This is a genomic window from Microbulbifer sp. SH-1, assembly GCF_011326135.1.
Classification (GTDB): Bacteria; Pseudomonadota; Gammaproteobacteria; order Pseudomonadales; family Cellvibrionaceae; genus Microbulbifer; species Microbulbifer harenosus.
Map to the genome: position 1 here is coordinate 1,290,041 of NZ_CP046948.1, position 23,099 is coordinate 1,313,139.

The window sequence follows — 23,099 nt, forward strand, 5'->3', positions numbered from 1 at the left end:
GTGCGCTGCCGGCACAAACTGCTGCATTCGACCACAACGATCAACGCGGATTCCATTTGAGCAGCTTTTCATTCAACAACTTGAGCTTTGCCTCGTCCCACCCCGGTGGTGCCACCAGTTGGTGCCAGGCGTGCACGTAATCCGCCGGTGCATAACTGTGGCCAAAGCCCATAGGGGCAATTCCCGCGTGCATGTCCATTGCCAGTTGCAGCATGGTGACAATGGGATACCACTGCAGGTCCGGCGATACATCCGGGGCGCGTGGCGCTTTCATCCACGCCGGCATCCGGTAGGCCGCCTCCGGCTCGAAGAACACGATCGGATCACTGCCATGTTGCAGGTAGGCGAGACGGAAATTCCCCCACGCCGCACTGCCCTTCTCGTAGCCACCAAAGTGGTTGCCGAAGCGCACCACGGCGCCATCGCGGAATATAGGCAGCCAGGCCGGCGAGCCCAGATCCCGGTCTGCGGTAACCTCGCGCCAGGTGTCACTGCGGAACGGCGGGCCGGCCCACAGAGCGCCGTGAAATGGGTCGTTAATGATGTCGTAGAAATCAAAGGAGCGATCGGAGTTGAGCGCGCCAAGGCTCAGCCCGAACAGGTACAGCCTGGGCCTGGTTTCGTGTGGCAACCCGCTCCAATGGCCGTAAATAGTCCGAAACAGCGCCTGGGCGGTCTCGCGACCGTACGCATCCTCGGTCATCAGCGCGATCGGGCTCGGCAGATACGAGTACTGCGCGGCAACGCTGGCGACATCGCCACGCAATAGATATTCAATGGAATTGATGGCGCCTGGGTCTACCCAGCCAGTGCCGGTCGGTGTAATCAGGATCAGATAGGGGCGCTCGAAACCTCCGACACGCAGCAGTTCTTTCAGCGCCAGTTCTGCACGCTCCGCCGGTGTTTCCGCGGCGTTCAGCCCGACATACACGCGTATCGGGTCTTTTGCGCTGCCGGTCACTTCCTCGATATCTCCGGCTTTGGGGCCGAGTGCGATATAGCGTCGCCCCTGATGGCCCATATCCTCCCAGCGGACCAGGGACTCTGCGCTTCCCGGTGTCATCGGGTCGGTAGGTTCGGGCATGTCCGGCGCTATGCGGGCATCGAGCTGCTGATAAATTCGGTCTACGCGCTTTAACGCCGCGGTGAGAATGACATCGTTAAACGCCGACCAGAACAGAACAATGGCGGCAATCAGACCCAGCACCATTGAGATGCGGCGAGGCGCGCGTCGCTCCAGCTTGCTCGACAGGAAATAATAGAGGTGCCGAAACAGCTTGGCGATGGCGACAAGTACCAGAAACACCAGAAGTGCCACTACAGCGACCGTGAACGGGCGCACCCCGGGTGCATCTTCCAGCCCCATCAGCGAGCGCACGGTGTTCTGCCAATTGGCGGCATTCCACAGAAACAGCACCGCCAGCAAGGCACAGAAGCTCCCGGTGACCCAGCGCAGGATACGGCTGGCCCGCGCCCCGGCGGATGGCAGCTCAAAAAACCTCCACAGCCAATGCAAGAATACCCCCACTCCGTAACCGGCCGCGAGAGAGACGCCGGAGATAACGCCCTGAACCACCCCCTCGCGAGGAATCAGCGAAGGAGTCAGAGACAGGGCAAAGAAGATCGTCGCAACCAGCAGCCCTGCTGTAGAAAAGAAATGAGTAAGCCGCATTCGTGACTGCCCGATGAGTCAAGTTCGAATTTCAGCCTAGCACATGCCCGGCGAGCAGCACTGGCCGCGACCCGCGCACCGCAGCCTTGCGTCGGCCCAGGGAAAGGAAAAACGTGAAGAATGCCCCGTGTTTCGGCAAAATATCTGCTTTAATGCCCCGCAACACGAATAAATCAATGGGAGAGCCCACATGTTCTCAACCTCCATCCTGCGCAACCTCACATTGGCCGGCCTCGTCGGCATCGCTATTTCCGCCTCAGTCGCTCAGGCTGAAACGATCGAAGTGCCCGTTGGCAGCCAGGGGCAAGTCGCCGAGGCAACCCATCTGCGCGGCAAGAAGCAGGATCAGGTGACCCAGGAACTGGGCGAGCCTCTCAATATCCAGGGCCCGGTCGGAGTGCCCGCAATCTCACGCTGGGAGTACGGCGCTTTCTACGTTTACTTCGAGAACGACCGGGTTCTGCACACCGTCGCCAAACACCAGGGCTGAGCCCGGGCCGGAAACCACTTTTCAGTAACCTCTCAGGGATGAAGTCATGACCACTGTTCGCGCGTTTCAAACAATTTCATTTTGCTGCCTGCTGCTGACCGGGGGCGCCGTATTCGCCCAGACACCAGTCGACCCAATGGGCGGCATGGGTGAAAAACTGGCCAAACTGGGCGGTCAAATGCATGTCGCTGCCAAAAAATGTGGCGGTTACACGGAAGAGCAGCTTGAAAAGATGAAAGCGGAACAGCGCAAGAACTCCGCCAATCTCGCCATGACGGAAGAGGCCTTCGACAAAGCTTTTGCCGAAGGTGAACGCCTGCTGGAAGAGCGATGGAAAAACATGAGCAGCGCCGAACGCGCCGCTGCCTGTGAGGAAATGAAGTCGATCCCCGACGGGGTGTAATCCGGTCCACCCCTGATCACCGATATGCCCACCGCCTGGTGGGCTACTTCGCAGACCGCATTTCAGCGGGAGCGCATTAGATGTTCCACGTCAGTAGAGATAGGTCGCGGTGCCGGTAGCGATCAGCTCGTCTGCATCGTTGTGCAGCTCCATGCGCGTCACCACCAGCTTGTTCCCGACCCTCAGCACAGAGCCGCCACAGACAAAGCTCTCGCCCCGCCCGGGCTTTAAATAATCTACTCGCATATCCACCGTACCCAGACGGGTGAGGCGCTGGATCTTTTCTTCCCAGTCAATCGCGCCGCCCATACGCTGGTAGGCCGCGACCATCGCGGTGAAACCGCCGACCTGGTCCAGCGCGGTGGCGATCACACCACCGTGGAGAATATTGTGGAAATGATTGCCGATCAGCTGTGGCTTGCGCGCAAATTTAGCGGACAGCGTCTGCTGTTCGAAATCGACCTCGTGCAGCTTAAGGCCGATTTCGCGCACAAAGGGTACGCCTTCAAAGACGCCCTCGATCAACTGGAAAAATTCGCTATACGAAGGTTCCGTCACAGTCGAGTTACCCGATTGAGGCCATCCAGGGCGGCACTGCGATAGGCCTCGGCCATGGTGGGATAGTTGAACGTGGTATTGACGAAATAATCTATTCGGTTATTCGGCGCCGGCTGTTTCATGATCGCCTGACCGATGTGCACAATCTCCGCCGCTTCCGCACCAAAACAGTGGATACCGAGAATTTCACGGGTTTCGATGTGGAACAGAATTTTCAGCATACCTACACGTTCGCCGGAAATCTGCGCGCGCGCGGTGTGTTTGAACAGTGCACGGCCCACTTCGTAAGGCACCTTGGCATTGGTGAGTTCGCTTTCCGTTTTACCCACGGAGGAAATTTCCGGGAGGGTATAAATACCCGTCGGCGCGTCCTCAATAACACGGTGGTCGCGCCCGGCAATAGCGTCTGCGGCAGCGCGCCCCTGGTCATAGGAAGCGCTGGCCAGGCTTGGCCAGCCGATCACATCGCCTACGGCAAAAATATTATCCACTGTGGTGCAGTAGTGATCGTCCACCGCCAACTGGCCGCGGTGGTTGGCTTCGAGACCGACATTTTCCAGGCCGAGGGAGCCGGTGTTACCAGAGCGGCCGTTACACCAGAGCAGCGCGTCTGCGGAAATCCGCTTGCCGGATTGCATCTCCATGGTCACGCCGCGATTTGTGCCGGTTACCTTGGCGTACTCCTCTCTATGACGTACGGTCACGCCCATATCCCGCAGATGGTAGCTGAGGGCATCGGAAATCTCGTCGTCGAGAAATTCCAGCAGGTGGTTGCGGCTGTTGATCAGGTCCACCTTCATGCCGAGGGCGGCAAAAATGGACGCGTACTCGCAGCCGATAACACCGGCACCGTAGATGATGATGGACTGCGGCGTGTGCGCCATATCCAGAATAGTGTCGCTGTCGTAGACCCGCGGATGGTTGAAGTCCACATCCGCCGGACGGTATGGGCGCGAGCCAGTGGCAATGACAAATTTTTCCGCGCTTATGATTTCCCGCGCGCCGTCTGCCAGCTGCACCACGACATTGTTGGCGTCTTTGAACTGGGCATCACCAACGACAAGATCCACGCGATTGCGCGCGTAGAAACTGGTGTGCATTTCCACCTGGTAGGAAATCACCTTATTGACGGTTTGCATGACTTCCGGAAATGTCAGGCGGCGCGGCTCGCCCAAAGCGCGAAACACGGGCTGTGTGTTGTAGCGCATTAGCTGCTTTACCGAGTGGCGCAGAGCCTTGGAGGGAATGGTGCCCTTGTGGGTGCAGTTCCCGCCCACTGAAGGGCTGCGCTCAATCACCGCGACACGCAGGCCTTTCTTGGCCGCGCTCATGGCTGCAGCCTCCCCCGCGGGGCCCGAGCCGATTACTACCAGGTCGTACTTGGAGTTTGCCATTTATCTTCTGTCTTTTCTTTTATCGGTAATTCAACAAGGCGCGGTGCCACCAACAGCGCGCTCACTACTCAAAAGGGCACTTGTAAAAGAGTACTGCGTGCGCCTGGCGGCGCCCGGCGGTGCCCAGAGATACTTTCTCAGGATTCTTTGCGGCTGCTCTTGCTCGCATCGTAGGCAAGATCGCTGCCCGCAGCTTCCTTCGCCAGTGCGGCCTGGCGCTGGCGCTCCTGCTCTTTCTCACACTCCTGATCGTCACCACCGCAGATATCGCAGTCTTTCTTCATGCCGATTTTGTTCAAACCGCCGCAGGAACCCTTGAGCGGCTTGTTCTGGACTATCGCGCCGAGGGCCATGCCGGCCACGATAAGAATCATCGCAATGAACGCAAGAATATAAATAGTCACGGTTACCTCCCCTGACCTTCAAGATAGGGCTGGAACGCACTGCTGGTGCGCTCTTCAAACCCGGTATCGGTTTTTACCAGCAGAAAAACCGCGAGCTGCTGTTCTTCCGCTAATGTTAACGCCGCCTCGGCACCCATCACATTCAGCGCGGTGGCGAAGCCATCGGCCTCGGCGCAGGTATCGGCAATGACGGTGACCGATGCGAGCCTGTGCTCCACCGGGCGGCCAGTGCGCGGGTCGATGGTGTGCGCGTAGCGCTTGCCGTCGCGTTCGTAATAATTGCGGTAGTCGCCGGAAGTGGCAATGCCTTTGCCGGTTACCTGAATCGGTTCCTGTACCACCTGCCCCGCACTGGGCCGCTCGATCCCAACGCGCCAGACCGCTCCCCTGGGGTTAACACCCGCCGTGCGCAGTTCACCGCCCACTTCCACCAGGTAATTGGCAATTCCCCTGGCTTCCAGCAGGTCGGCCACACGGTCGACGCCATGCCCCTTGGCAATCGCGGACAGATCAACCTTGACCGGCCGGGTTTTACTGAGGTGTCGGCCATCGAGCAGCAGTGCATCGGAGCCGATCACCTGCTTCAGCGCTTCAATATCGCTGTCTGCGGGAATTTTTTCCGGTTCTGGCAGTGGGCCGAAACCCCACAGGTTGACCAGCGGGCCGACGGTAACGTCAAAGGCGCCGCCACTGCGGCGGTATATATCCAGCGAGCGCGCGATGACATCCGCGAGATGAGCGGAAACCTCCACTGCCGCTCCCACCGGTGCGTCGTTAAAACGCATCAGCTCCGAATCGGGAATGTAGGTAGACATCTCCTGGTTGACCGCCGCCAGCTCCGCGTCGATCGCGGACTGCAATTCGGCCCTGATCACGGTCCGCGGCACATCCGTTACCGTGATGTGGTAGGCGGTGCCCATAGTGGGACCAGACAGTTTCCAGGTGGTTTTCTCCGGCGCACAGGATGCCAGAACCACCAGAGCGAGGATAAAGATAACCCGCAGTACGCGGTTAAACCCGGAAGCCACAAACAAAAACAGGGCCGAATACAGCGGCCCTGTTTTTGTGGAAGCGTAAGCAATTCCATTCATGCGCGATCAGCCACCGAAGTCGTCGAGCAGGATGTTTTCATCCTCTACGCCGAGGTTCTTCAGCATATTGATCACCGCCGCGTTCATCATGGGCGGCCCACACATGTAGTACTCACAGTCTTCCGGCGCCGGGTGGTCCTTCAGATAGTTTTCGTACACCACGTTGTGGATGAAGCCGGTGTATCCGGTCCAGTTGTCTTCCGGCTGCGGATCAGACAGCGCGATGTGCCACTGGAAGTTATCGAATTCTTCCTGAAGACCGTTGTAGTCGTCCTCGTAGAACATCTCGCGCAGAGAGCGCGCACCGTACCAGAAGCTGATCTTGCGCTTGCTGTGCAGACGCTTCAGCTGGTCGAAAATGTGCGAGCGCATCGGCGCCATACCGGCACCACCACCGATGAAGACCATTTCGTTGTCGGTATCCTTGGCGAAGAATTCACCGAAGGGACCGTACACGCGCATCTTGTCGCCCGGCTTCAGGTTGAAGACATAGGAAGACATCTGGCCCGGGGGAATACCCTCGGTGCGCGGCGGGGGCGTGGCGATACGGATGTTGAACTTAACAACACCCTTCTCTTCCGGGTAGTTGGCCATGGAATAGGCGCGCACTACCGGCTCGGTCACTTTGGACTCCAGCTTGAAGAAGCCGAAGTGTTCCCAATCACCGCGATATTCCGGCTGGATATCGAAGTCGGAGAATTTCACGTGGTGGGGCGGCGCTTCCAGCTGGACGTAACCGCCCGCGCGGAAGTCCACGTTCTCGCCTTCCGGCAGTTTCAGGGTCAGCTCTTTGATGAACGTGGCCACGTTGGGGTTGGATTCCACAGTGCACTCCCACTGCTTCACACCGAACACCTCTTCCGGCACTTCGATCTTCATGTCCTGCTTGACGGAAACCTGACAGGACAGACGCTTGCCCTGCTTGGCTTCGCGCGGGGTAAAGTGTGCAGCCTCGGTGGGCAGCATATCGCCACCACCTTCGAGCACTTTACACACGCACTGTGCGCAGCTGCCGCCGCCGCCACAGGCAGAAGCCAGGAACAGGTTGTTGGCCGCCAGGGTTTGCAGAAGCTTGCCGCCGGCCGGCACGGTGAGGGTTTTCTCACCGTTAACCAGGATGTTGACGTCACCGGTGTTCACCAGGCGCGAACGGGCAACCAGGATGATGGCTACCAGTGCGAGCACGATGACGGTGAACATGCCAACGCCAAAATAAATGTCCATTAATTCCATACTATTCGACCTCCCCGCTTAGATATCGATGCCGCCGAAGGACATGAAGCCCAGCGACATGAGACCAACGGTGATGAAGGTGATGCCCAGGCCTTTCAGACCGTTCGGCACGTCGCTGTACTTCAGGCGCTCGCGGATGCCCGCCAGAGCCGCGATGGCCAGCGCCCAGCCGACGCCGGCACCGAAGCCGTAGGCAACAGATTCACCAAAATTGTATTCGCGCTCCACCATGAACAGAGACGCACCCATGATGGCGCAGTTCACGGTGATCAGCGGCAGGAACACACCCAGCGCGTTGTAGAGCGCCGGCACATACTTATCCAGGAACATTTCCAGGATCTGTACCAGGGCCGCGATAACGCCAATGTAAGACAGCAGGCCGAGGAAGCTCAGGTCCACGTCCGGGTAGCCGGCCCAAGCCAGCGCGCCGTCTTTCAGCAGGTAGGTGTAAATCAGGTTGTTCACCGGCACGGTGATGGTCAGAACCACAACCACCGCTACACCGAGGCCAACCGCCGCTTCAACCTTCTTGGAAACCGCGAGGAAAGTACACATCCCGAGGAAGAAGGCCAGCGCCATGTTTTCAATGAAAACGGCGCGAATGATCAGAGAAATAAAATGTTCCATCTATCAGGCCTCCTGTTGCGCCACAGGCATTTTGGAATTGGGCGCAATGGTGAACTCTTGCTCCTCCACCTGACCCGGCTTCCAGGTACGGATAGCCCAGATGATCAGACCGATCAGGAAGAAGGCACTCGGCGGCAGCAGCAGCAGGCCGTTGGGGACATACCAGCCACCGTTGTTCACGGTGTTCAGGATCTCCAGGCCGAACAGTTTGCCCGCACCGAACAGTTCACGAATAACGGCCAGACAGATCAGGATAAAACTGTAACCCAGACCATTGCCGATACCATCGAGGAAGCTGTCTTTGGGACCGTGCTTCATGGCGAACGCTTCCGCGCGGCCCATCACGATACAGTTGGTGATGATCAGACCAACGAATACCGACAGCTGCTTGGAAATATCAAACGCATAGGCCTTCAGGATCTGGTCCACCACGATTACCAGCGAGGCGATCACAGTCATCTGTACGATGATCCGGATGCTGTTGGGAATCTGCTTGCGGATCAGGGAGACCGACATGTTCGAAAACGCAGTCACGGTGGTCAGCGCGATACACATGACCAGGGTTACTGCCAGGGAGCTGGTGACCGCCAGCGCGGAGCAGATACCGAGGATCTGCAACGCGATGGGGTTATTGTTGAAAATCGGCTCCAGCAGAGTGTCTTTCAACTTCATGCTCATCTCACGCCTCCCCTGCTTTCAGGTTTTTCAGGAAGGGACCAAATCCCTGGCTGCCGAGCCAGAAATTGATCAGGTTGTTGACGCCACGGCTGGTCAGGGTAGCGCCGGACAGACCGTCAACCTGATGCACCGCATTGGCGCCGCTCGGATCGACACTGCCTTTGATTACATGGATATCCACATCGCCTTCAGCGTTGAATACCTGCTTGCCTTCCCACTGGGCTTTCCAGCGCGGGTTGTCTACTTCGCCACCCAGTCCGGGGGTTTCCTTGTGCTCGTAGAAACCGAGACCGGCTACGGTTTTCAGATCGTTCTCCAGAGCGAGGAAGCCGTACATCTGGCCCCACAGACCGGAACCGCGAACCGGCAGGATGATGCGCTGCAACTCACCATTCTTCTCCACCAGGTACACCTCTTTGGTGTTTTCCCGGCGGATGATGCGAGCGGTATCCTCTTCCGCCGGCAGCTTACCGCTGGCGTCGGGGATCTTCGCCGCGGCGCGGCCACTGCCACCCGCCGGCGCTTCATCGGTGAATTTGCCGGTGCTCAGATCAACATACTTGATCGTCACCGCTTCGAACGCTTCTTCGATCGCTTTGGCGTTGCGCTGATCGGCGTCGATCAGGCCACCGGCCATCAGTACGTTGCGTTTTCTGTCCAGTGCCGCGTTCGCTTCCTGCTTGGGCTTGAGTACCACGGCCGCGGTGGAGACCACCACGGAACAGACGATACATAGCACCAGTGCGACCAGCAGAGTACCTTTTACAGAATCTTTATTAGCCACGTGCCAACCTCCGCTTGATATGGGACTGCACAACGAAGTGGTCAAACAGCGGCGCGAACAGGTTGGCGAACAGAATCGCCAGCATCATGCCTTCCGGGAATGCCGGGTTTACCACACGGATCAACACGCACATCACGCCGATGAGAATGCCGTACCACCAGCGACCGGTGTCGGTCATGGCGGCGGATACCGGGTCGGTGGTCATGAAGATGAGACCGAAGGCGAAACCGCCCACCACCAGGTGCCAGTACCAGGGCACATTGAACATCGGGTTGGTGTCGGAGCCGATCATGTTGAACATGAATGCAGTTGCCATCATGCCGAGCATGGTGCCGGCAACAATGCGCCAGCTGGCGATCTTCATGAACAGCAGGATCGCACCGGCGATCAACATGGCCAGGGTGGAAGTTTCACCAATGGAACCGTGCATCTTGCCGACGAATGCGTCCATCCAGGTCAGTTGACCCGAGGGCACACCAACAACGCCGTTCTGGATGCCTTCGCTGGCCAGTACAGACAGTGCGGTTGCACCGGTGTAACCGTCAACCGCGGTCCATACCGCGTCACCGGACATGGCGGCCGGGTAGGCAAAGAACAGGAAGGCGCGGCCGGTAAGCGCCGGGTTGAGGAAGTTTTTGCCGGTACCACCGAACACTTCCTTGCCGATCACCACACCGAAGCTGATACCCATGGCCACCATCCACAGAGGCAGATCTGGCGGACAGGTCAGCGCGAACAGGATGGAAGTCACGAAGAAACCTTCGTTCACTTCATGGCCGCGCACAGCAGCGAACAGCACTTCCCAGATACCGCCGACCACAAAGGTCACGGCGTAAATCGGCAGGAAGTACATGGCCCCGTGGACCAGGTTGTCCCACAGGCTGTTGGCGTCGTAACCAGACAGTGCACCGATGATCGCGTGGCGCCAGCCGGTCAGTTCCGGATTGGCCATGCCGGCGATAATGGTGTTGGCCTGGAAGCCCACGTTCCACATGCCGTAGAACATCGGGATCATGGCACAGGCCCACACGGTGATCATGATGCGCTTCAGGTCGATACCGTCGCGCACGTGTGCGGTCGCCTTGGTGCGATCGGCGGGCTGGAACAGACCGGTGTCGATCGCTTCATACAGTGCGTAGAACTTTTCGTATTTGCCGCCCTTGTGGAAGTGCGGCTCCATGGAGTCGAGTAGTTTGCGCAGCATCCTTAACCCTCCTTCTCAATACGGGTCAGGTTGTCCCGCAAAATGGGGCCGAAATCGTACTTGCCCGGGCACACAAAGGTGCACAGCGCCAGATCTTCTTCGTCCAGCTCCAGTACACCCAGTTGCTGAGCCACCTGGGTGTCGCCAACGATCAGTGCACGCAGCAGCTGGGTCGGCAGGATATCCAGGGGTACTACGCGCTCATAGGTGCCGATTGGCATCAGCGCGCGCTCGGAACCATTGGTGCTGGTGGTGAAGTCGAACAGACGGTTCTTGAACAGGCGCGACAGGTAGATCGGCAGGATCGAGAAACGCTTGTTGCCCGCACGCATGTAGTGAAGGAACGGACGCTCGCGGCCCTCCTCCAGCACGGTCACCTGGTTATGGTAGCGGCCGAGGTAGGCCAGCGGACCGGACGCAGTGCGGCCGCCGAACACGGAACCGGAGACCACACGGTTGTCACCGCCATCGGTTTCACCGGCGGTCAGCGCTGTCAGGTCTGCGCCCAGACGGGTGCGCAGCAGGCGCGGCTTCTCGACTTTCGGGCCGCCGAGAGCGACCACACGGTCGGTGTACAGCTTGCCAGTTTCGAACAGTTTGCCGACGGCAATCACGTCCTGGTAGCCGATAGTCCACACCTGACGGCCGGGTTTGACCGGGTGCAGGAAATGGATATGGGTACCGGAAAGGCCGGCCGGATGCGGGCCCGCAAAGGTTTCGCGGCGCACAGAAGCTGAGCTCGGCACTGGGATGTCGGCGTCGGGCGCCGTACAGACAAAGGTCTTCTCTGCCAGCTTGGAAAGGATCTCAACACCCTGGGCAAAGGCCTCGCGCTGTTCAGCGATGACCACCACGGGATCAGCCGCCAGCGGATTGGTATCCATGGCGTTGATGAAAATCGCAGACGGCTGGGCATTGAGCGCCGGCACCTTACTATAAGGACGGGTGCGCAGAGCGGTCCACAGACCGGATTCCACCAGATTCACACGAACCTGCTCCGCGGTCAGGCTGGCCAGCTGGTCAGCACTGTAGCTCGCGAACTGTTCGGTCTCATCGCCCTCCACCTCGATCACCACGGATTGCAGAATCCGGCGGACACCGCGATGAATGGCAATCACACGACCGGCGGCCGGTGCGGTGTAGCGAACACCTTCGGTTTTCTTATCGGTGAACAGCAGCTGTCCGAGTTTGACGCTATCCCCTTCCGAGACTGCCATGGTCGGTTTCATCCCGTTGTAGTCGGGACCGATCACTGCAACAGTCTTGGCAGCCGGGCCATCATGGATGACCTGCTCGGGCGCGCCGGATATGGGTAAATCCAATCCCCGACGGATCTTTCTCATACGCCTATGCCTAAGTTCTAAGTTGGTAGGTTTAAAAATTTCTAGGTCTGTAAAACGCTAAAAATGGAAAAGAGGAACCCATAGCGGGGGCTTAATGGTCGCGGCACACCGGAGAGTAGCGGTCAAAAAATAGCCACTACGGCATAGCACCACTGGTATTAAAGAAGATGCATTCTGCCCCGGGGCGCAAATGACCCCGATGTTGCCTCGGCAACCCGCAGTCTTTGCGTATCAATTTCCCGGCACACGACAGCCCCGCAAAATCGCGCGCATTATAAGGATGGGACCGGGGGTTTACCAGAGCAGATGGGGCCAAATGGGCTCAGGATGAGGAAAGTTTTGCTGAAAAAACAAAGACTTTAGGGGATGGCGCCCCGCCGCGAGGCGGAATTTCCTCTGGCGCCGTATTAATCGGCCCGGCCAGGGGCCGGGCCACCGCAAACCAGGCTTACGCCCATGTGGCGGCAGATCAGCGGTGGCGCAGGCGTGAACCTGCGTCACCCACTGAAGCTCAGTCCTTCTTTGGGAACAACTCGTAACGCACCCCAGCCATATCCTCCAGGCAGCGCACCACCTGGCAGCTGTAGCCAAACTCGTTGTCGTACCAGCAGTAGAGCACCGCGTTGTTGCCATCGACGATGGTGGCGATGGAGTCGAACACGCAGGCGCGACGGGAGCCGACGAAGTCACTGGAGACCACTTCCGGCGAATTGGTAAAGTCGATCTGCTGGCGCAGCGGCGAGTGCAGCGCCACATCGCGCATGTACTCGTTCAACTCTTCCTTGGTGGTTTCCTGCCCCAGACGCAGGTTCAGGATCGCCATGGACACGTTGGGGATCGGCACACGAATGGCATTGCCGGTGAGCTTGCCCTTCAATTCCGGCAGCGCCTTGGCCACCGCCTTGGCGGCACCGGTCTCGGTCAGCACCATATTCAGCGCAGCGGAACGGCCGCGGCGCTCACCCTTGTGGTAGTTGTCGATCAGGTTCTGGTCGTTGGTGTAGGCATGCACGGTTTCCACGTGGCCGTGCTCAACACCGTATTTGTCCATCATCGCCTTCAGCACCGGTACGATGGCGTTGGTGGTACAGGAGGCCGCGGACAGGATCTTGTCTTCCGGCTTGATGTCACTGTTGTTGATGCCGTACACGATATTTTTCAGGTCGCCCTTGCCCGGTGCCGTCAGCAGCACCTTGGCGGCGCCTTTGCTCTCCAGGTGCTGAGCCAGGCCGTCTTCATCGCGCCATACACCGGTACTGTCGACGATCAGCGCGTTGTTGATGCCGTACTGGGTGTAATCCACTTCCTGCGGGGAATTGGCGTAGATGACCTTCACTTCGTTGCCATTGCAGATCAGCGTGTTGGTCTCTTCGTCCACCCGGATGGTGCCGTTGAAGGCGCCGTGCACGCTGTCGCGACGCAGCAGGGAGGCGCGCTTGACCAGGTCGTTATCCGCACTGCCCTTGCGCAGCACAATGGCGCGCAGGCGCAGCACATCGCCACTGCCCGCTTTCTCGATCAACAGGCGGGCCACCAGACGGCCGATACGACCGAAACCGTAAATCACCACGTCCTGGGACTGCGGCAGCGGCTTGCCGGCACCGGCGGCATCTTTCAGCTCTTCGCTGACGAATTCTTCAATGGAGAGACCGCGCTGGTCGCGCATGTACTTGTTGGTCAGAGTGCCGAGGTCGATATGCACAGGACCCAGGTCGAGCTTGCAGATGGCTTCAAGGACCGGGAAGGTTTCGAACTCGGACAGTTCGTTCTCTTCCACCTGGCGCACGAAGCGGTGGGCTTTCATGATGCTCAGCACGGAGCGGTTCACCAGGTTCTGGCCGTACATGTAAATGCCGACGTTGCTTTCCCGGTTGAGCTTGCCAATCATCGGAATCATGGATTCCGCCAGCGCTTCACGCGCTTTCCAGTCCCTGAAAAAGTCCGCGGGCTTCGGTCGCTTCTGAGTCACTATCAGACACCTCTGCAAAGTGAAAAATTAGGTCGTGCCAGGGCCGGCTCCAGACACCGATCCACGCTCTAAGAATGGATCAAAAAATCACCTGCAGGCCCAAGGCTGGCGCATTATGTGGATTCACCTGAGGCCGCGCAACCGAGCAAAAAATGGCCGAAAAACTGTAGTTAAACTACATTTTTTCCGGGAAAAAATTGCACTGCCACAGGGGCGAATTGATGCGACCTGGCCACCGGATCCCGGCCGCCCGAGGGGCCGCACCTGCACCAGCTTCCGTTCACAGTTACAATAGGCGCCCCTTGGGCCGTCAGCGGTCAGAAAGCACGGAATTATAAGGAAACATGAGTCAGTTCCCCCCTTTGTCCCCCCCCACTTTCCGCTCCCGCAATGACCGGCAATTCTGGGGCCAACTGCACGGTGCCAGTGCGGCACTGGCCGTTCTCAACGCGGCCACAGCCAGCGCAGCACCCACCCTCCTGATCGCGCGCAACAGTCAGGAAGCCCAGCAACTTGAGCTGCAGCTGAAATTTTTTAACAAGTCTCGGCGAGATGACGCCTCCGGCAAATCCGTAGGCGACCTGGAGATTTTCCAGTTTCCGGATTGGGAAATTCTTCCCTACGACACATTTTCTCCGCACCAGGACATCATCTCCGACCGCCTGGCCACGCTCTACCGGCTACCCCAGATGGGCAGCGGTGTGGTCATCGCACCGGTCAGCACCCTACTGCACCGACTGGCGCCGAAGGATTACGTGGCCGGCAATGCGCTGATACTCAAGGAGGGGCAGAAGTTCGATCTGAACACCCAGCGGCGGCTACTCGAGCAGGCCGGCTATCACTGTGTTGATACCGTGTATGAGCATGGAGAGTTCGCGGTGCGCGGCGCGCTCATGGATATCTTCCCCATGGGCAGCAACCTGCCCTACCGCATCGACCTGTTTGATGACGAAATCGAATCCCTGCGCACCTTCGATCCGGAAGACCAGCGCACCGTCGACAAGGTGGCGCAGGTTCACCTGCTACCGGCGCGGGAATTTCCGATGCACAAGCCGGCGCTGGCAAAATTTCTTGAGCGCTGGCACGAGCGCTTCGATTGCGACCCCGGCCCGGTTTCCATTTACCAGGACATCAGCGCCGGTATTGCGCCGGCCGGTATTGAATATTACCTGCCACTGTTTTTCGATCAGTGCGCAAGCCTGTTCGACTACCTGCCGGACGGCAGCCAGGTATTTATACAGGGCGACCTGAAACAGCCGGTGGAGTCCTTCTGGCGCGAGGCGGAAAACCGCTACCAGAGCCGCTGCGGCGATCTCACCCGCCCCATTCTGCCCCCGCGCCAGGTGCTGCTGGATATCGACGAATTCTATGGCGCGCTGAAATCCCTGCCGCGCGCCATCTTCTCCGCGGAGACGCTTCCGGAAGCCGAAGGCAATTACAACTTTGCCACCCGCCAGCCCCCAAGCCTGCCGGTGAATGGCAAATCCGATCAGCCATTGGCGGCACTGGAAGCCTACCTGATGGACTATTCCGGTCGGGTATTGTTCTGCGCCGAGAGCGGCGGCCGCCGCGAGGCCCTGCTTGAGCTGCTCGCCGGCATTCGTCTCAAGCCGAAAACCTTCGATACCTGGCAGGCATTTCTCGACGCCGACGAGCGCCTCGGCATTACCGTTGCCCCCATCGACCAGGGCATGCTGCTGGATGAGCCGCACCTGAACCTTATTGCGGAACCGCAGTTGTTCGGTGACCGGGTGCTGCAGCAACGCCGGCGCAGAAAAGCCAAGGAAGATGCGGACAATGCGGTTAAAAACTTGGCCGAGCTGCGCATTGGCGCACCGGTGGTGCATATCGACCATGGTGTCGGGCGCTATAAAGGCTTGCAGAGCCTGGACATCGACGGCCAGCAGGCGGAGTTCCTGACCCTCGAATACGGAGACGGCGCCAAGCTGTATGTGCCGGTGGCGAACCTGCACCTGATCAGCCGCTATTCCGGAGCCGATGAAGAGCTCGCCCCACTGCACAAGCTTGGCAGTGAGGTCTGGCAGAAAGCCAAGCGCAAGGCGGCGGAAAAAGTGCGCGATGCCGCTGCCGAGCTGCTCGACATTTATGCCCGTCGCGAGGCGCGCGTCGGTCACGCCTTCGGGAATCCGGGACTCGCTTACCGTGAATTCGTGGCGGGCTTCCCCTTCGAGGAGACCCCCGATCAGCAGCAGGCCATCGAATCGGTCGTTGCCGACATGCTCTCCGACAAACCCATGGATCGACTGGTCTGTGGCGATGTGGGGTTCGGCAAAACCGAAGTCGCGATGCGCGCCGCATTTGTTGCTGCCCACGGCGGCAAGCAGGTGGCCATGCTGGTACCCACCACCCTCCTCGCCCAGCAGCATTTCCAGTCACTGCAGGACCGCTTTGCAGACTGGCCTATCAGTATCGAAGTGATATCCCGCTTCCGCAGCACCAAGGAGGTGGATGCGATCAAGGAGCGCGTGGCCGATGGCAAGGTGGACATTCTCGTCGGCACCCACAAACTGCTGCAGAGCGACCTCAAATTCAAAAACCTCGGTCTGCTGATCATCGATGAGGAGCATCGCTTCGGTGTGCGTCAAAAGGAAAAGCTGAAGAGCCTGCGCTCGGAGGTGGACATCCTCAACCTCACCGCCACCCCGATTCCCCGCACCCTGAATATGGCCATGGCGGGCATCCGCGATCTGTCCGTGATTGCCACGCCGCCGGCGCGACGCCTATCGGTGAAAACGTTCGTGCGCGAGCGCGACGATGCCCTGATCAAGGAAGCGATACTGCGGGAGATTCTGCGCGGCGGTCAGGTGTATTTCCTGCACAACGAAGTCAAAAGTATCGAGCGCATCGCGCGGGAACTGCAGGAAATGGTCCCCGAAGCCCGGGTCGGCATCGGGCACGGCCAGATGCGCGAACGCGAGCTGGAACAGGTGATGAGCGATTTCTATCACAAGCGTTTCAACGTGCTGGTGTGTACCACCATCATCGAAACCGGGATCGACGTGCCCACCGCCAACACCATCCTGATTGAGCGCGCCGACAAGTTCGGCCTCGCCCAGCTGCACCAGCTGCGCGGGCGTGTGGGCCGCTCCCACCACCAGGCCTATGCCTACCTGCTGACCCCGAACAAGCGCGCCATGACCGCAGATGCGGTGAAGCGACTGGAAGCCATCAGCGAAGCCCAGGACCTGGGGGCTGGCTTTACCCTCGCCACCCACGACCTGGAAATCCGCGGCGCCGGCGAACTACTCGGCGAGGAACAGAGCGGACAGATCCAGAGCGTGGGCTTTACCCTTTATATGGAAATGCTGGACCACGCGGTCAAGGCCATACGCGAGGGGCGCGTGCCCAACATCGACGAGCCGCTGGAATCTCCCGCGGTGGACGTAAACCTGCGAGTGCCTGCACTGATACCGGAAGAGTACCTGCCGGACGTGCACAGCCGCCTGATCATGTATAAGCGCATCGCCAACGCCGAGGACTCGGCCGCTCTGAAAGAATTGCAGGTGGAAATGATCGACCGTTTCGGCTTGCTGCCGGAACCGCTGAAACACCTGTTCAGGATCACCGAAATCAAATTGAGCGCGGGCCGGCTGGGTATCCGCAAGCTGGAAGCCTCTGCCAGCCGCGGCCGCATCGAGTTCGCGGACAATGCCAAGGTGAACCCACTGACGCTGGTCAAACTGGTACAGAACCGTCCGGGCCAATTCCAGCTGCAGGGGGCAAACCACCTGAACTTTGCCCTGGACGAGAGCGGCGCAGAACACCGCTTGCAGCAGGTGAACGAGGTATTGCAACAGCTGTCGCAATAGAGGCAACGAAGTCCGGCTGGCGGCACCTTCGACACACAATCAGTGCTAAGATGGCCGCAGCGTTTGACTCGATCAATCCCTGAACAAGACTCAGAAATAACAGCGGTAACAAAATGACCTTTACCAATAATCAGGTCACGGTTCGCCTAAAGCGGCTGGCCGGCGCCGCGCTGCTGGTCCTCTGCGCGGCCAACAGCGAGGCCGCGGGGTACGCGGGCACCCAGTTCGAAATCGAGATGGTGGTGTTCGCCCGCGAGAGCGGCATGAACCTGTCCCGGGAAACCTGGCCCGCCGCCCCGCGGCTCAACTACGCCGAGCGCTGGGTGGACTTCAACACCCCCTCTCGCAGTAACTCAGAGGTACCGGCACTGCAGCCCGCTCCCAACCACCTGGACAACAAGGTCGCCGCCCTCAGGCGCGACCCGGGCTATCAGGTGCTGTTCCACAAAACCTGGCGCCAGGTCCTGCAAACCGAGCGCAATGCCCCTGCGGTACTGATCAGTGGAGGCCTGATGGACGGCAATCACCACCAGCTGGAAGGCAGCGTGACGCTGAGCGTTTCCCGTTACCTGCACCTCAGTACCGATCTCTGGTTCAGCGAGTGGTTGCCGCCGACGGCCGCCCTTCCCGTTGCGCTGAGCCAGGGCGTAGAGCAAGGCGCTGAGCAGCCCCGGGGCATTCCGGTGCCCACCCGCCCACGCGCGGCGCTGGCGGCCGCCGCGGGCGACACCGCAAGTGACGAACCTCTGGATCTGGACAGCAGCGGTATCCGTACAGAACCTGCGATGTACCACAGCGGCAGCAGCTTCTCCGACCGCCCTGTTTCTGAACCGGAGCCCGAGGCCATGGAGAAGCTGGCGGCGCGTGTGGCCGTACTTCAGGAGGAGCGGCGTCTGCGCAGCGGCGAGCTGCATTACATCGACCATCCCAAGCTGGGGGTGCTGGTGGAAATTCGTACCGTTACACCACTGGAAGAGCCTGAACCACTTGATGAGCCGATGGAACTCACCCCCTGAGCGACCATCGGTATTGCCTTTGCAGACGGCCCCCAGCGGGCCGTTTTTCGTAGGCGATGAATCGCTGTACCCTCACGGGCACCCATAACAAATATCCAAAAAAACAACCAGGTCAGATCATTTCATGATTACCAATGACGCCATCATCCTCGGTATGCTTGCGGCCATTCTTGGCTTCGTGTTTTACACCGCCAGTAGCGAGCAGCGCTTCTGGAAACGCTTCTACCGCTTCGTTCCTGCGCTGTTGCTGTGCTATTTCCTGCCCAGCCTGCTGACGACATTTCACATTATTGACGCGCACAGTTCGAATCTTTACTTCGTCGCATCGCGCTACCTGCTCCCGGCCAGCCTGGTGTTGCTGACCCTGAGCATCGACATGAAAGGTATTTTCAACCTGGGGCCGAAGGCGCTGATCCTGTTTCTGACAGGCACGCTCGGCATCGTCATCGGCGGCCCACTGGCGCTGCTGATCATGTCCACCTTCAACCCAGAAATGCTGAACGGCAATGGTCCCGACGCCATCTGGCGAGGTATGACCACCATCGCAGGCAGCTGGATTGGCGGCGGCGCCAACCAGGCGGCGATGAAGGAAATTTTTGAAGTGGGTGGCCAGGTCTTTTCCGCAATGGTGGCAGTCGATGTAATCATCGCCAATCTGTGGATGGCAGTGCTGCTGATCATGGCCGGCAATGCCAAGCAGCTGGATGCCCGGCGCGGCGCCGATACCTCAGCCATTGACACATTGAAGGAACGGGTGGAAACCATGCAGCGCAAACATGCGCGCAACCCCACCCTCCAAGATCTGATGCTGATCGCCGCTGTGGGCTTTGGGATCACCGCCGTCGCCCATGCTTTCGCCGATGTGCTCGCGCCCTGGTTCCAGACTCATGCACCGCAGCTTGCCCGCTTCAGTTTTACCAGCCAGTTCTTCTGGCTGATCGTGATCGCGACCACGCTTGGTATTTTCATGGCCTTTACGCCGGCGAAAAAGCTCGAAGGGGCCGGTGCATCAAAAATCGGATCGGTGTTTATCTACTTTCTCGTGGCGACAATCGGCACCCATATGGATATCACCGCGCTGAAAGAAAGTCCCGAGCTGTTTGTGCTGGGCGTTATCTGGATGGCGATACATGCAGGGCTGATGCTGCTGGTGGCCTGGCTCATCAAGGCACCCACTTTTTTCATGGCCGTGGGCAGTCAGGCTAACGTTGGCGGCGCGGCTTCTGCACCGGTGGTGGCCGCCGCCTTCCACCCGTCACTGGCACCGGTGGGGGTGCTGCTTGCCGTGATGGGCTATGCACTCGGTACCTATGCCGCCTGGTTCTGCGGACAGCTTCTGCGGATGGTGGGCGCGCTCTGACGCGCCCCAGCGGTCTTGCGGAAAATTATGTAACCGTTCGCGGCGCCAGAACGCTGCGCACCTTAGTTACCTACCTTTCCGCATGGTTACCAACCTTTCCGCATGGACCGCCAGGTAATCAGCAAAAAGGCCATTCCAGCACTCTGAAATGGCCTTTTTGCTTCATAAAGCGAACGCAATAGCCCAACCAGCGAACCAAGTTCAAACCAGTTCGCTTAGGCTATTTCGGAGAGAGGCTTTTGCGGCAGCGGTTATTCGCAGGGAACAACGTCTTCCGCGAGCAGTCCCTTGTCGCCCTGCTGCATTTCAAATTCTACGGCTTGCCCCTCGTTCAGGGTCTTGTAGCCTTCACCGCGAATGCTGCGGTAGTGCACAAAAATATCCTCGGAACCTTCGGCACAGGTGATAAATCCATAACCCCGGGCATTGTTAAACCACTTCACGGTACCCGTAACGCGATCACTCATTAAGCCAACCTCATTTTATTGTTATCGCGCCCGCCCCGGTTGTGGGCGATGCGCCTACCCCAATTCCCGTATTCCAGCCGGAAGCCCGGCCCGAAATACTGTCTCGAAGCGCCTGCCCGGTCACCCGGGCAAGTCGCTACTGATTCTTAGATAAAACCGCGCCAGTGTCTAGGTTTCCCCGTGAATTTAATGTTACTTCCCACGAAGTTTGCGCAACTAATCACCAAAATTGGCGGAAAAGTGCCGCAGTTTTTGACAAATCATGCAGGCTGCGAATACATCACTTAACTGTCATTCCAGTATCAACAGCAATGCGTCGATCACCGGCAACAGCCAACTCAGGAAGTTCAGCAATATGCAAAGTAGACGTTGGGAAAGCACAAGACGCACCCTGCTCCTGAACAATATTCAGGATCTTCAGTAAAACGTCCTGCTTGATCTCGTGATAACGCACCCAGTCTGTGGTTTTGGTAAAGGTGTAGACAAAGAAATCGAGCGACGATGGTGCAAACGAGTTGAAGTTTACGATCAGGGTCTGATTGGTATCGATCTCGGGATGCTGCTGCAGCATCTCCTTCACTGCTTTGACAATCGGCGCCATCAGATGCGCATCGTCGTAGCGAATACCTACGGTTTCGTATATACGGCGGTTTAGCATCCGCGACGGGTTTTCCACGGAAATCTGGGTGAACACACCGTTGGGAATATACAGCGGGCGCTTGTCGAAAGTGCGGATGCGGGTGAGGCGCCAGCCAATATCTTCTACCGTTCCTTCAATCTCCTTGTCCGGAGATCGCACCCAGTCACCCACCTTGAAAGGCCGATCGAGATAGATCATCAAACCGCCGAAAAAATTCGCCAGCAAATCCTTGGCGGCAAAGCCAATGGCGAGACCACCAATACCGCCGAACGCCAGTACCCCGCTGATGCTATAGCCAAAGTGCTGCATGATGACCATGCCGGCGGTCACCATGATCGAGGCGCGGACCAGCTTGCCAATGGCGCGCACCGTGGTGGCATCCATGGGTTTGCCCATAAACCTTGGATCGGCCAGATTCTGCTCTACCGCCTTGGCAAAGCGCAGTGCGAACCAGGTAGCCAATACAATAAACCCGATTTCCCGGATCGTATTCGCGAATGAAAAAATTTCCGCACCGGTAGCCCGGCCGGCACGCGCGGCCGCAAGGGACAACCCCACCAACCACACCAGCAGCGAGGCGGGCGGATTAATACTGCCGCACAGTGCATCGTCCCATGGGTTGACAGTGCGCTCCGCACGCTGCTGCAGCCGCCGGACAAGCAGCCCCAGCAGCCATGCGGCAATGGCTGTGGTCAAAACAATCAGGAAAACTTCTGCAATCCAGAAACGGTCATCTCCCAGCAGGGAGCGCAAAAAAGCTCTGGCCGACTCCACAAATGACTCCATATAACAACAAACCGATGAATTTGCGCTGATGCGCGCGCGATGACTGACGTATTGTGCGGATTTACACCCAGGATGCCAGCCATTCCCGGGTCGACTGCCAGCGGGGAGACTGCTCGAGTTCGCTCCAGCTGCCAATTCTCGCCTGGCCACGCATACGCGCCAAGCGCCGGCTGGACTCGGGATCGGGAGTGAAGCCAGTCAAAGCGTCCAGCGCCGCCAGGGCGCCCTGGCGATTGTTGCAGACCACACCCATATCACAACCCGCCTGCATGGCGGCGCGAATCCGTTCCCCGTAGCCACCAGCGGCACCTGCGCCCTCCATGGTCAGATCGTCGCTGAATATCACCCCGTCAAAACCGAGGCGCTTACGCAGAATTTCCTGCAGCCAGAAACGCGAAAAACCCACCGGGTTTTCATCCACCCGGGCAAAGCGGATATGTGCCGGCATCACCGCCTGCAGCTCACCCGCGGCGATGCATTCCGCAAACGGGGTACAATCCGACGCCAGCACCTGCTCCAGCGTCCGGTGATCTACCGGCAGCTCCTCGTGACTGTCTTCCTTCACCTGGCCGTGCCCCGGGAAATGCTTTCCGGTAGTCGCCATACCTGCCTCGTGCATCCCGGCGATAAAAGGCCGGGCCTTCTCCGCCAGCACCAGGGGATCTTGCGCAAAACTTCGGTCGCCCACTATTTTGCAAAAGTCGTCATCGGCATCCAGCACCGGCGCGAAACTGAAATCCACACCCACGGCCAGCAGTTCCGCCGCCAGCAGCCAGCCCACATCGCGGAGTTGCTGGGGGTTGGCCCGTGCGCTCAGTGCCTGCATGGAGGGGATCCGGGTGAAGGTGTCGCGAAAGCGCTGCACCCTCCCGCCTTCCTGGTCCACCGCCAGCAGAATTTCAGGACGCACACGGCGGATATCCGCGATCAGCTCTTCGAGCTGTTCGCGATTGCGGAAATTGCGCGCGAAAAAAATCAGCCCACCGACCATCGGATGAAGCAGCAGCTCGCGGTCTTCATCGGTGAGGTCGGTGCCCTCAATATCAACCATCACGGGACCAATCTGGACAGACATGTGATGTCAGCTCCTGTTGCCAATCTGGAATCGTTTGAAACTCGCCGCGCCCATGACGTCCGGTGCAACCGCCGC

20 protein-coding genes are annotated in these 23,099 nt (G+C 58.9%); 5 read left to right on the plus strand and 15 right to left on the minus strand.

Annotation, left to right across the window (positions count from 1 at the left end; genetic code table 11):
• Positions 1–40 precede the first annotated feature (40 nt).
• Positions 41–1,672, minus strand: a complete 1,632-nt coding sequence (locus tag GNX18_RS05690) for an alpha/beta-hydrolase family protein (protein WP_166216080.1) — start codon at positions 1,670–1,672, stop codon at positions 41–43.
• A gap of 190 nt (positions 1,673–1,862) precedes the next feature.
• Here GNX18_RS05690 and GNX18_RS05695 point away from each other — a divergent pair, with 190 nt between their 5' ends.
• Entirely contained in the window at positions 1,863–2,162 is a 300-nt protein-coding gene (locus tag GNX18_RS05695) for a hypothetical protein (RefSeq protein ID WP_138234642.1), read from the plus strand.
• Positions 2,163–2,208: 46 nt separating this feature from the next.
• Positions 2,209–2,565: a hypothetical protein gene (locus GNX18_RS05700; protein ID WP_166216083.1), complete on the plus strand. Its 357-nt coding sequence runs from the start codon at positions 2,209–2,211 to the stop codon at positions 2,563–2,565.
• A gap of 90 nt (positions 2,566–2,655) precedes the next feature.
• On the opposite strand, the gene GNX18_RS05705 is transcribed toward GNX18_RS05700, so the two are convergent.
• The 11 genes from GNX18_RS05705 to GNX18_RS05755 all read right to left on the minus strand — a co-directional run bounded on the left by GNX18_RS05705 (position 2,656) and on the right by GNX18_RS05755 (position 13,856).
• Positions 2,656–3,123: a thioesterase family protein gene (locus GNX18_RS05705; RefSeq protein WP_166216086.1), complete on the minus strand. Its 468-nt coding sequence runs from the start codon at positions 3,121–3,123 to the stop codon at positions 2,656–2,658.
• On the minus strand, positions 3,120–4,517 hold the full coding sequence (gene sthA, locus GNX18_RS05710; protein WP_166216089.1) for a Si-specific NAD(P)(+) transhydrogenase: 1,398 nt from the start codon (positions 4,515–4,517) through the stop codon (positions 3,120–3,122). Before sthA ends, GNX18_RS05705 begins: the two co-directional genes overlap by 4 nt.
• A gap of 137 nt (positions 4,518–4,654) precedes the next feature.
• A complete protein-coding gene (gene nqrM / locus GNX18_RS05715; RefSeq protein ID WP_138234646.1) occupies positions 4,655–4,921 on the minus strand; it encodes a (Na+)-NQR maturation NqrM in 267 nt (88 codons plus the stop codon).
• 2 nt (positions 4,922–4,923) lie between these two features.
• A complete protein-coding gene (locus GNX18_RS05720) occupies positions 4,924–6,012 on the minus strand; it encodes an FAD:protein FMN transferase (RefSeq protein ID WP_166216092.1) in 1,089 nt (362 codons plus the stop codon).
• 6 nt (positions 6,013–6,018) lie between these two features.
• Positions 6,019–7,236, minus strand: a complete 1,218-nt coding sequence (nqrF, locus tag GNX18_RS05725; RefSeq protein ID WP_371808098.1) for an NADH:ubiquinone reductase (Na(+)-transporting) subunit F — start codon at positions 7,234–7,236, stop codon at positions 6,019–6,021.
• A 27-nt stretch (positions 7,237–7,263) separates the two neighbouring features.
• Positions 7,264–7,872, minus strand: a complete 609-nt coding sequence (gene nqrE, locus GNX18_RS05730; protein ID WP_166216095.1) for an NADH:ubiquinone reductase (Na(+)-transporting) subunit E — start codon at positions 7,870–7,872, stop codon at positions 7,264–7,266.
• Positions 7,873–7,875: 3 nt separating this feature from the next.
• Positions 7,876–8,544, minus strand: a complete 669-nt coding sequence (locus GNX18_RS05735; RefSeq protein WP_138234804.1) for an NADH:ubiquinone reductase (Na(+)-transporting) subunit D — start codon at positions 8,542–8,544, stop codon at positions 7,876–7,878.
• Between the two features lie 7 nt (positions 8,545–8,551).
• The gene (locus tag GNX18_RS05740; RefSeq protein WP_138234650.1) at positions 8,552–9,334 is read right to left on the minus strand and encodes a Na(+)-translocating NADH-quinone reductase subunit C; all 783 of its coding nucleotides are present in this window, start codon (positions 9,332–9,334) and stop codon (positions 8,552–8,554) included.
• Positions 9,327–10,538 (minus strand): NADH:ubiquinone reductase (Na(+)-transporting) subunit B, encoded by a 1,212-nt coding sequence (locus tag GNX18_RS05745; RefSeq protein WP_138234651.1) that lies wholly within the window; start codon positions 10,536–10,538, stop codon positions 9,327–9,329. The genes GNX18_RS05740 and GNX18_RS05745 overlap by 8 nt, the downstream gene beginning before the upstream one ends.
• A 2-nt stretch (positions 10,539–10,540) precedes the next feature.
• Positions 10,541–11,881: a Na(+)-translocating NADH-quinone reductase subunit A gene (locus tag GNX18_RS05750; RefSeq protein ID WP_166216098.1), complete on the minus strand. Its 1,341-nt coding sequence runs from the start codon at positions 11,879–11,881 to the stop codon at positions 10,541–10,543.
• A 511-nt stretch (positions 11,882–12,392) separates the two neighbouring features.
• On the minus strand, positions 12,393–13,856 hold the full coding sequence (locus tag GNX18_RS05755) for a glyceraldehyde-3-phosphate dehydrogenase (protein ID WP_205828132.1): 1,464 nt from the start codon (positions 13,854–13,856) through the stop codon (positions 12,393–12,395).
• Positions 13,857–14,194: 338 nt separating this feature from the next.
• Between GNX18_RS05755 and mfd the strand changes: the two genes are divergently transcribed.
• From mfd to GNX18_RS05770, 3 genes are all read left to right on the plus strand, one after another.
• The gene (mfd, locus tag GNX18_RS05760) at positions 14,195–17,680 is read left to right on the plus strand and encodes a transcription-repair coupling factor (protein WP_166216101.1); all 3,486 of its coding nucleotides are present in this window, start codon (positions 14,195–14,197) and stop codon (positions 17,678–17,680) included.
• A 113-nt stretch (positions 17,681–17,793) separates the two neighbouring features.
• Positions 17,794–18,696: a CsiV family protein gene (locus tag GNX18_RS05765; RefSeq protein WP_166216104.1), complete on the plus strand. Its 903-nt coding sequence runs from the start codon at positions 17,794–17,796 to the stop codon at positions 18,694–18,696.
• A gap of 124 nt (positions 18,697–18,820) precedes the next feature.
• Entirely contained in the window at positions 18,821–20,056 is a 1,236-nt protein-coding gene (locus GNX18_RS05770) for a DUF819 domain-containing protein (RefSeq protein WP_166216108.1), read from the plus strand.
• A 251-nt stretch (positions 20,057–20,307) separates the two neighbouring features.
• Here the strand turns inward: GNX18_RS05770 and GNX18_RS05775 are convergent, their stop codons facing one another.
• The 3 genes from GNX18_RS05775 to nagZ form a co-directional block, all read right to left on the minus strand.
• Positions 20,308–20,523, minus strand: coding sequence for a cold-shock protein (locus GNX18_RS05775; RefSeq protein ID WP_138234656.1), 216 nt, complete (start codon positions 20,521–20,523; stop codon positions 20,308–20,310).
• 280 nt (positions 20,524–20,803) lie between these two features.
• The gene (locus GNX18_RS05780) at positions 20,804–21,949 is read right to left on the minus strand and encodes a mechanosensitive ion channel family protein (RefSeq protein WP_138234657.1); all 1,146 of its coding nucleotides are present in this window, start codon (positions 21,947–21,949) and stop codon (positions 20,804–20,806) included.
• A gap of 61 nt (positions 21,950–22,010) precedes the next feature.
• Positions 22,011–23,024, minus strand: coding sequence for a beta-N-acetylhexosaminidase (nagZ, locus tag GNX18_RS05785; RefSeq protein ID WP_166216112.1), 1,014 nt, complete (start codon positions 23,022–23,024; stop codon positions 22,011–22,013).
• Positions 23,025–23,099 lie beyond the last annotated feature (75 nt).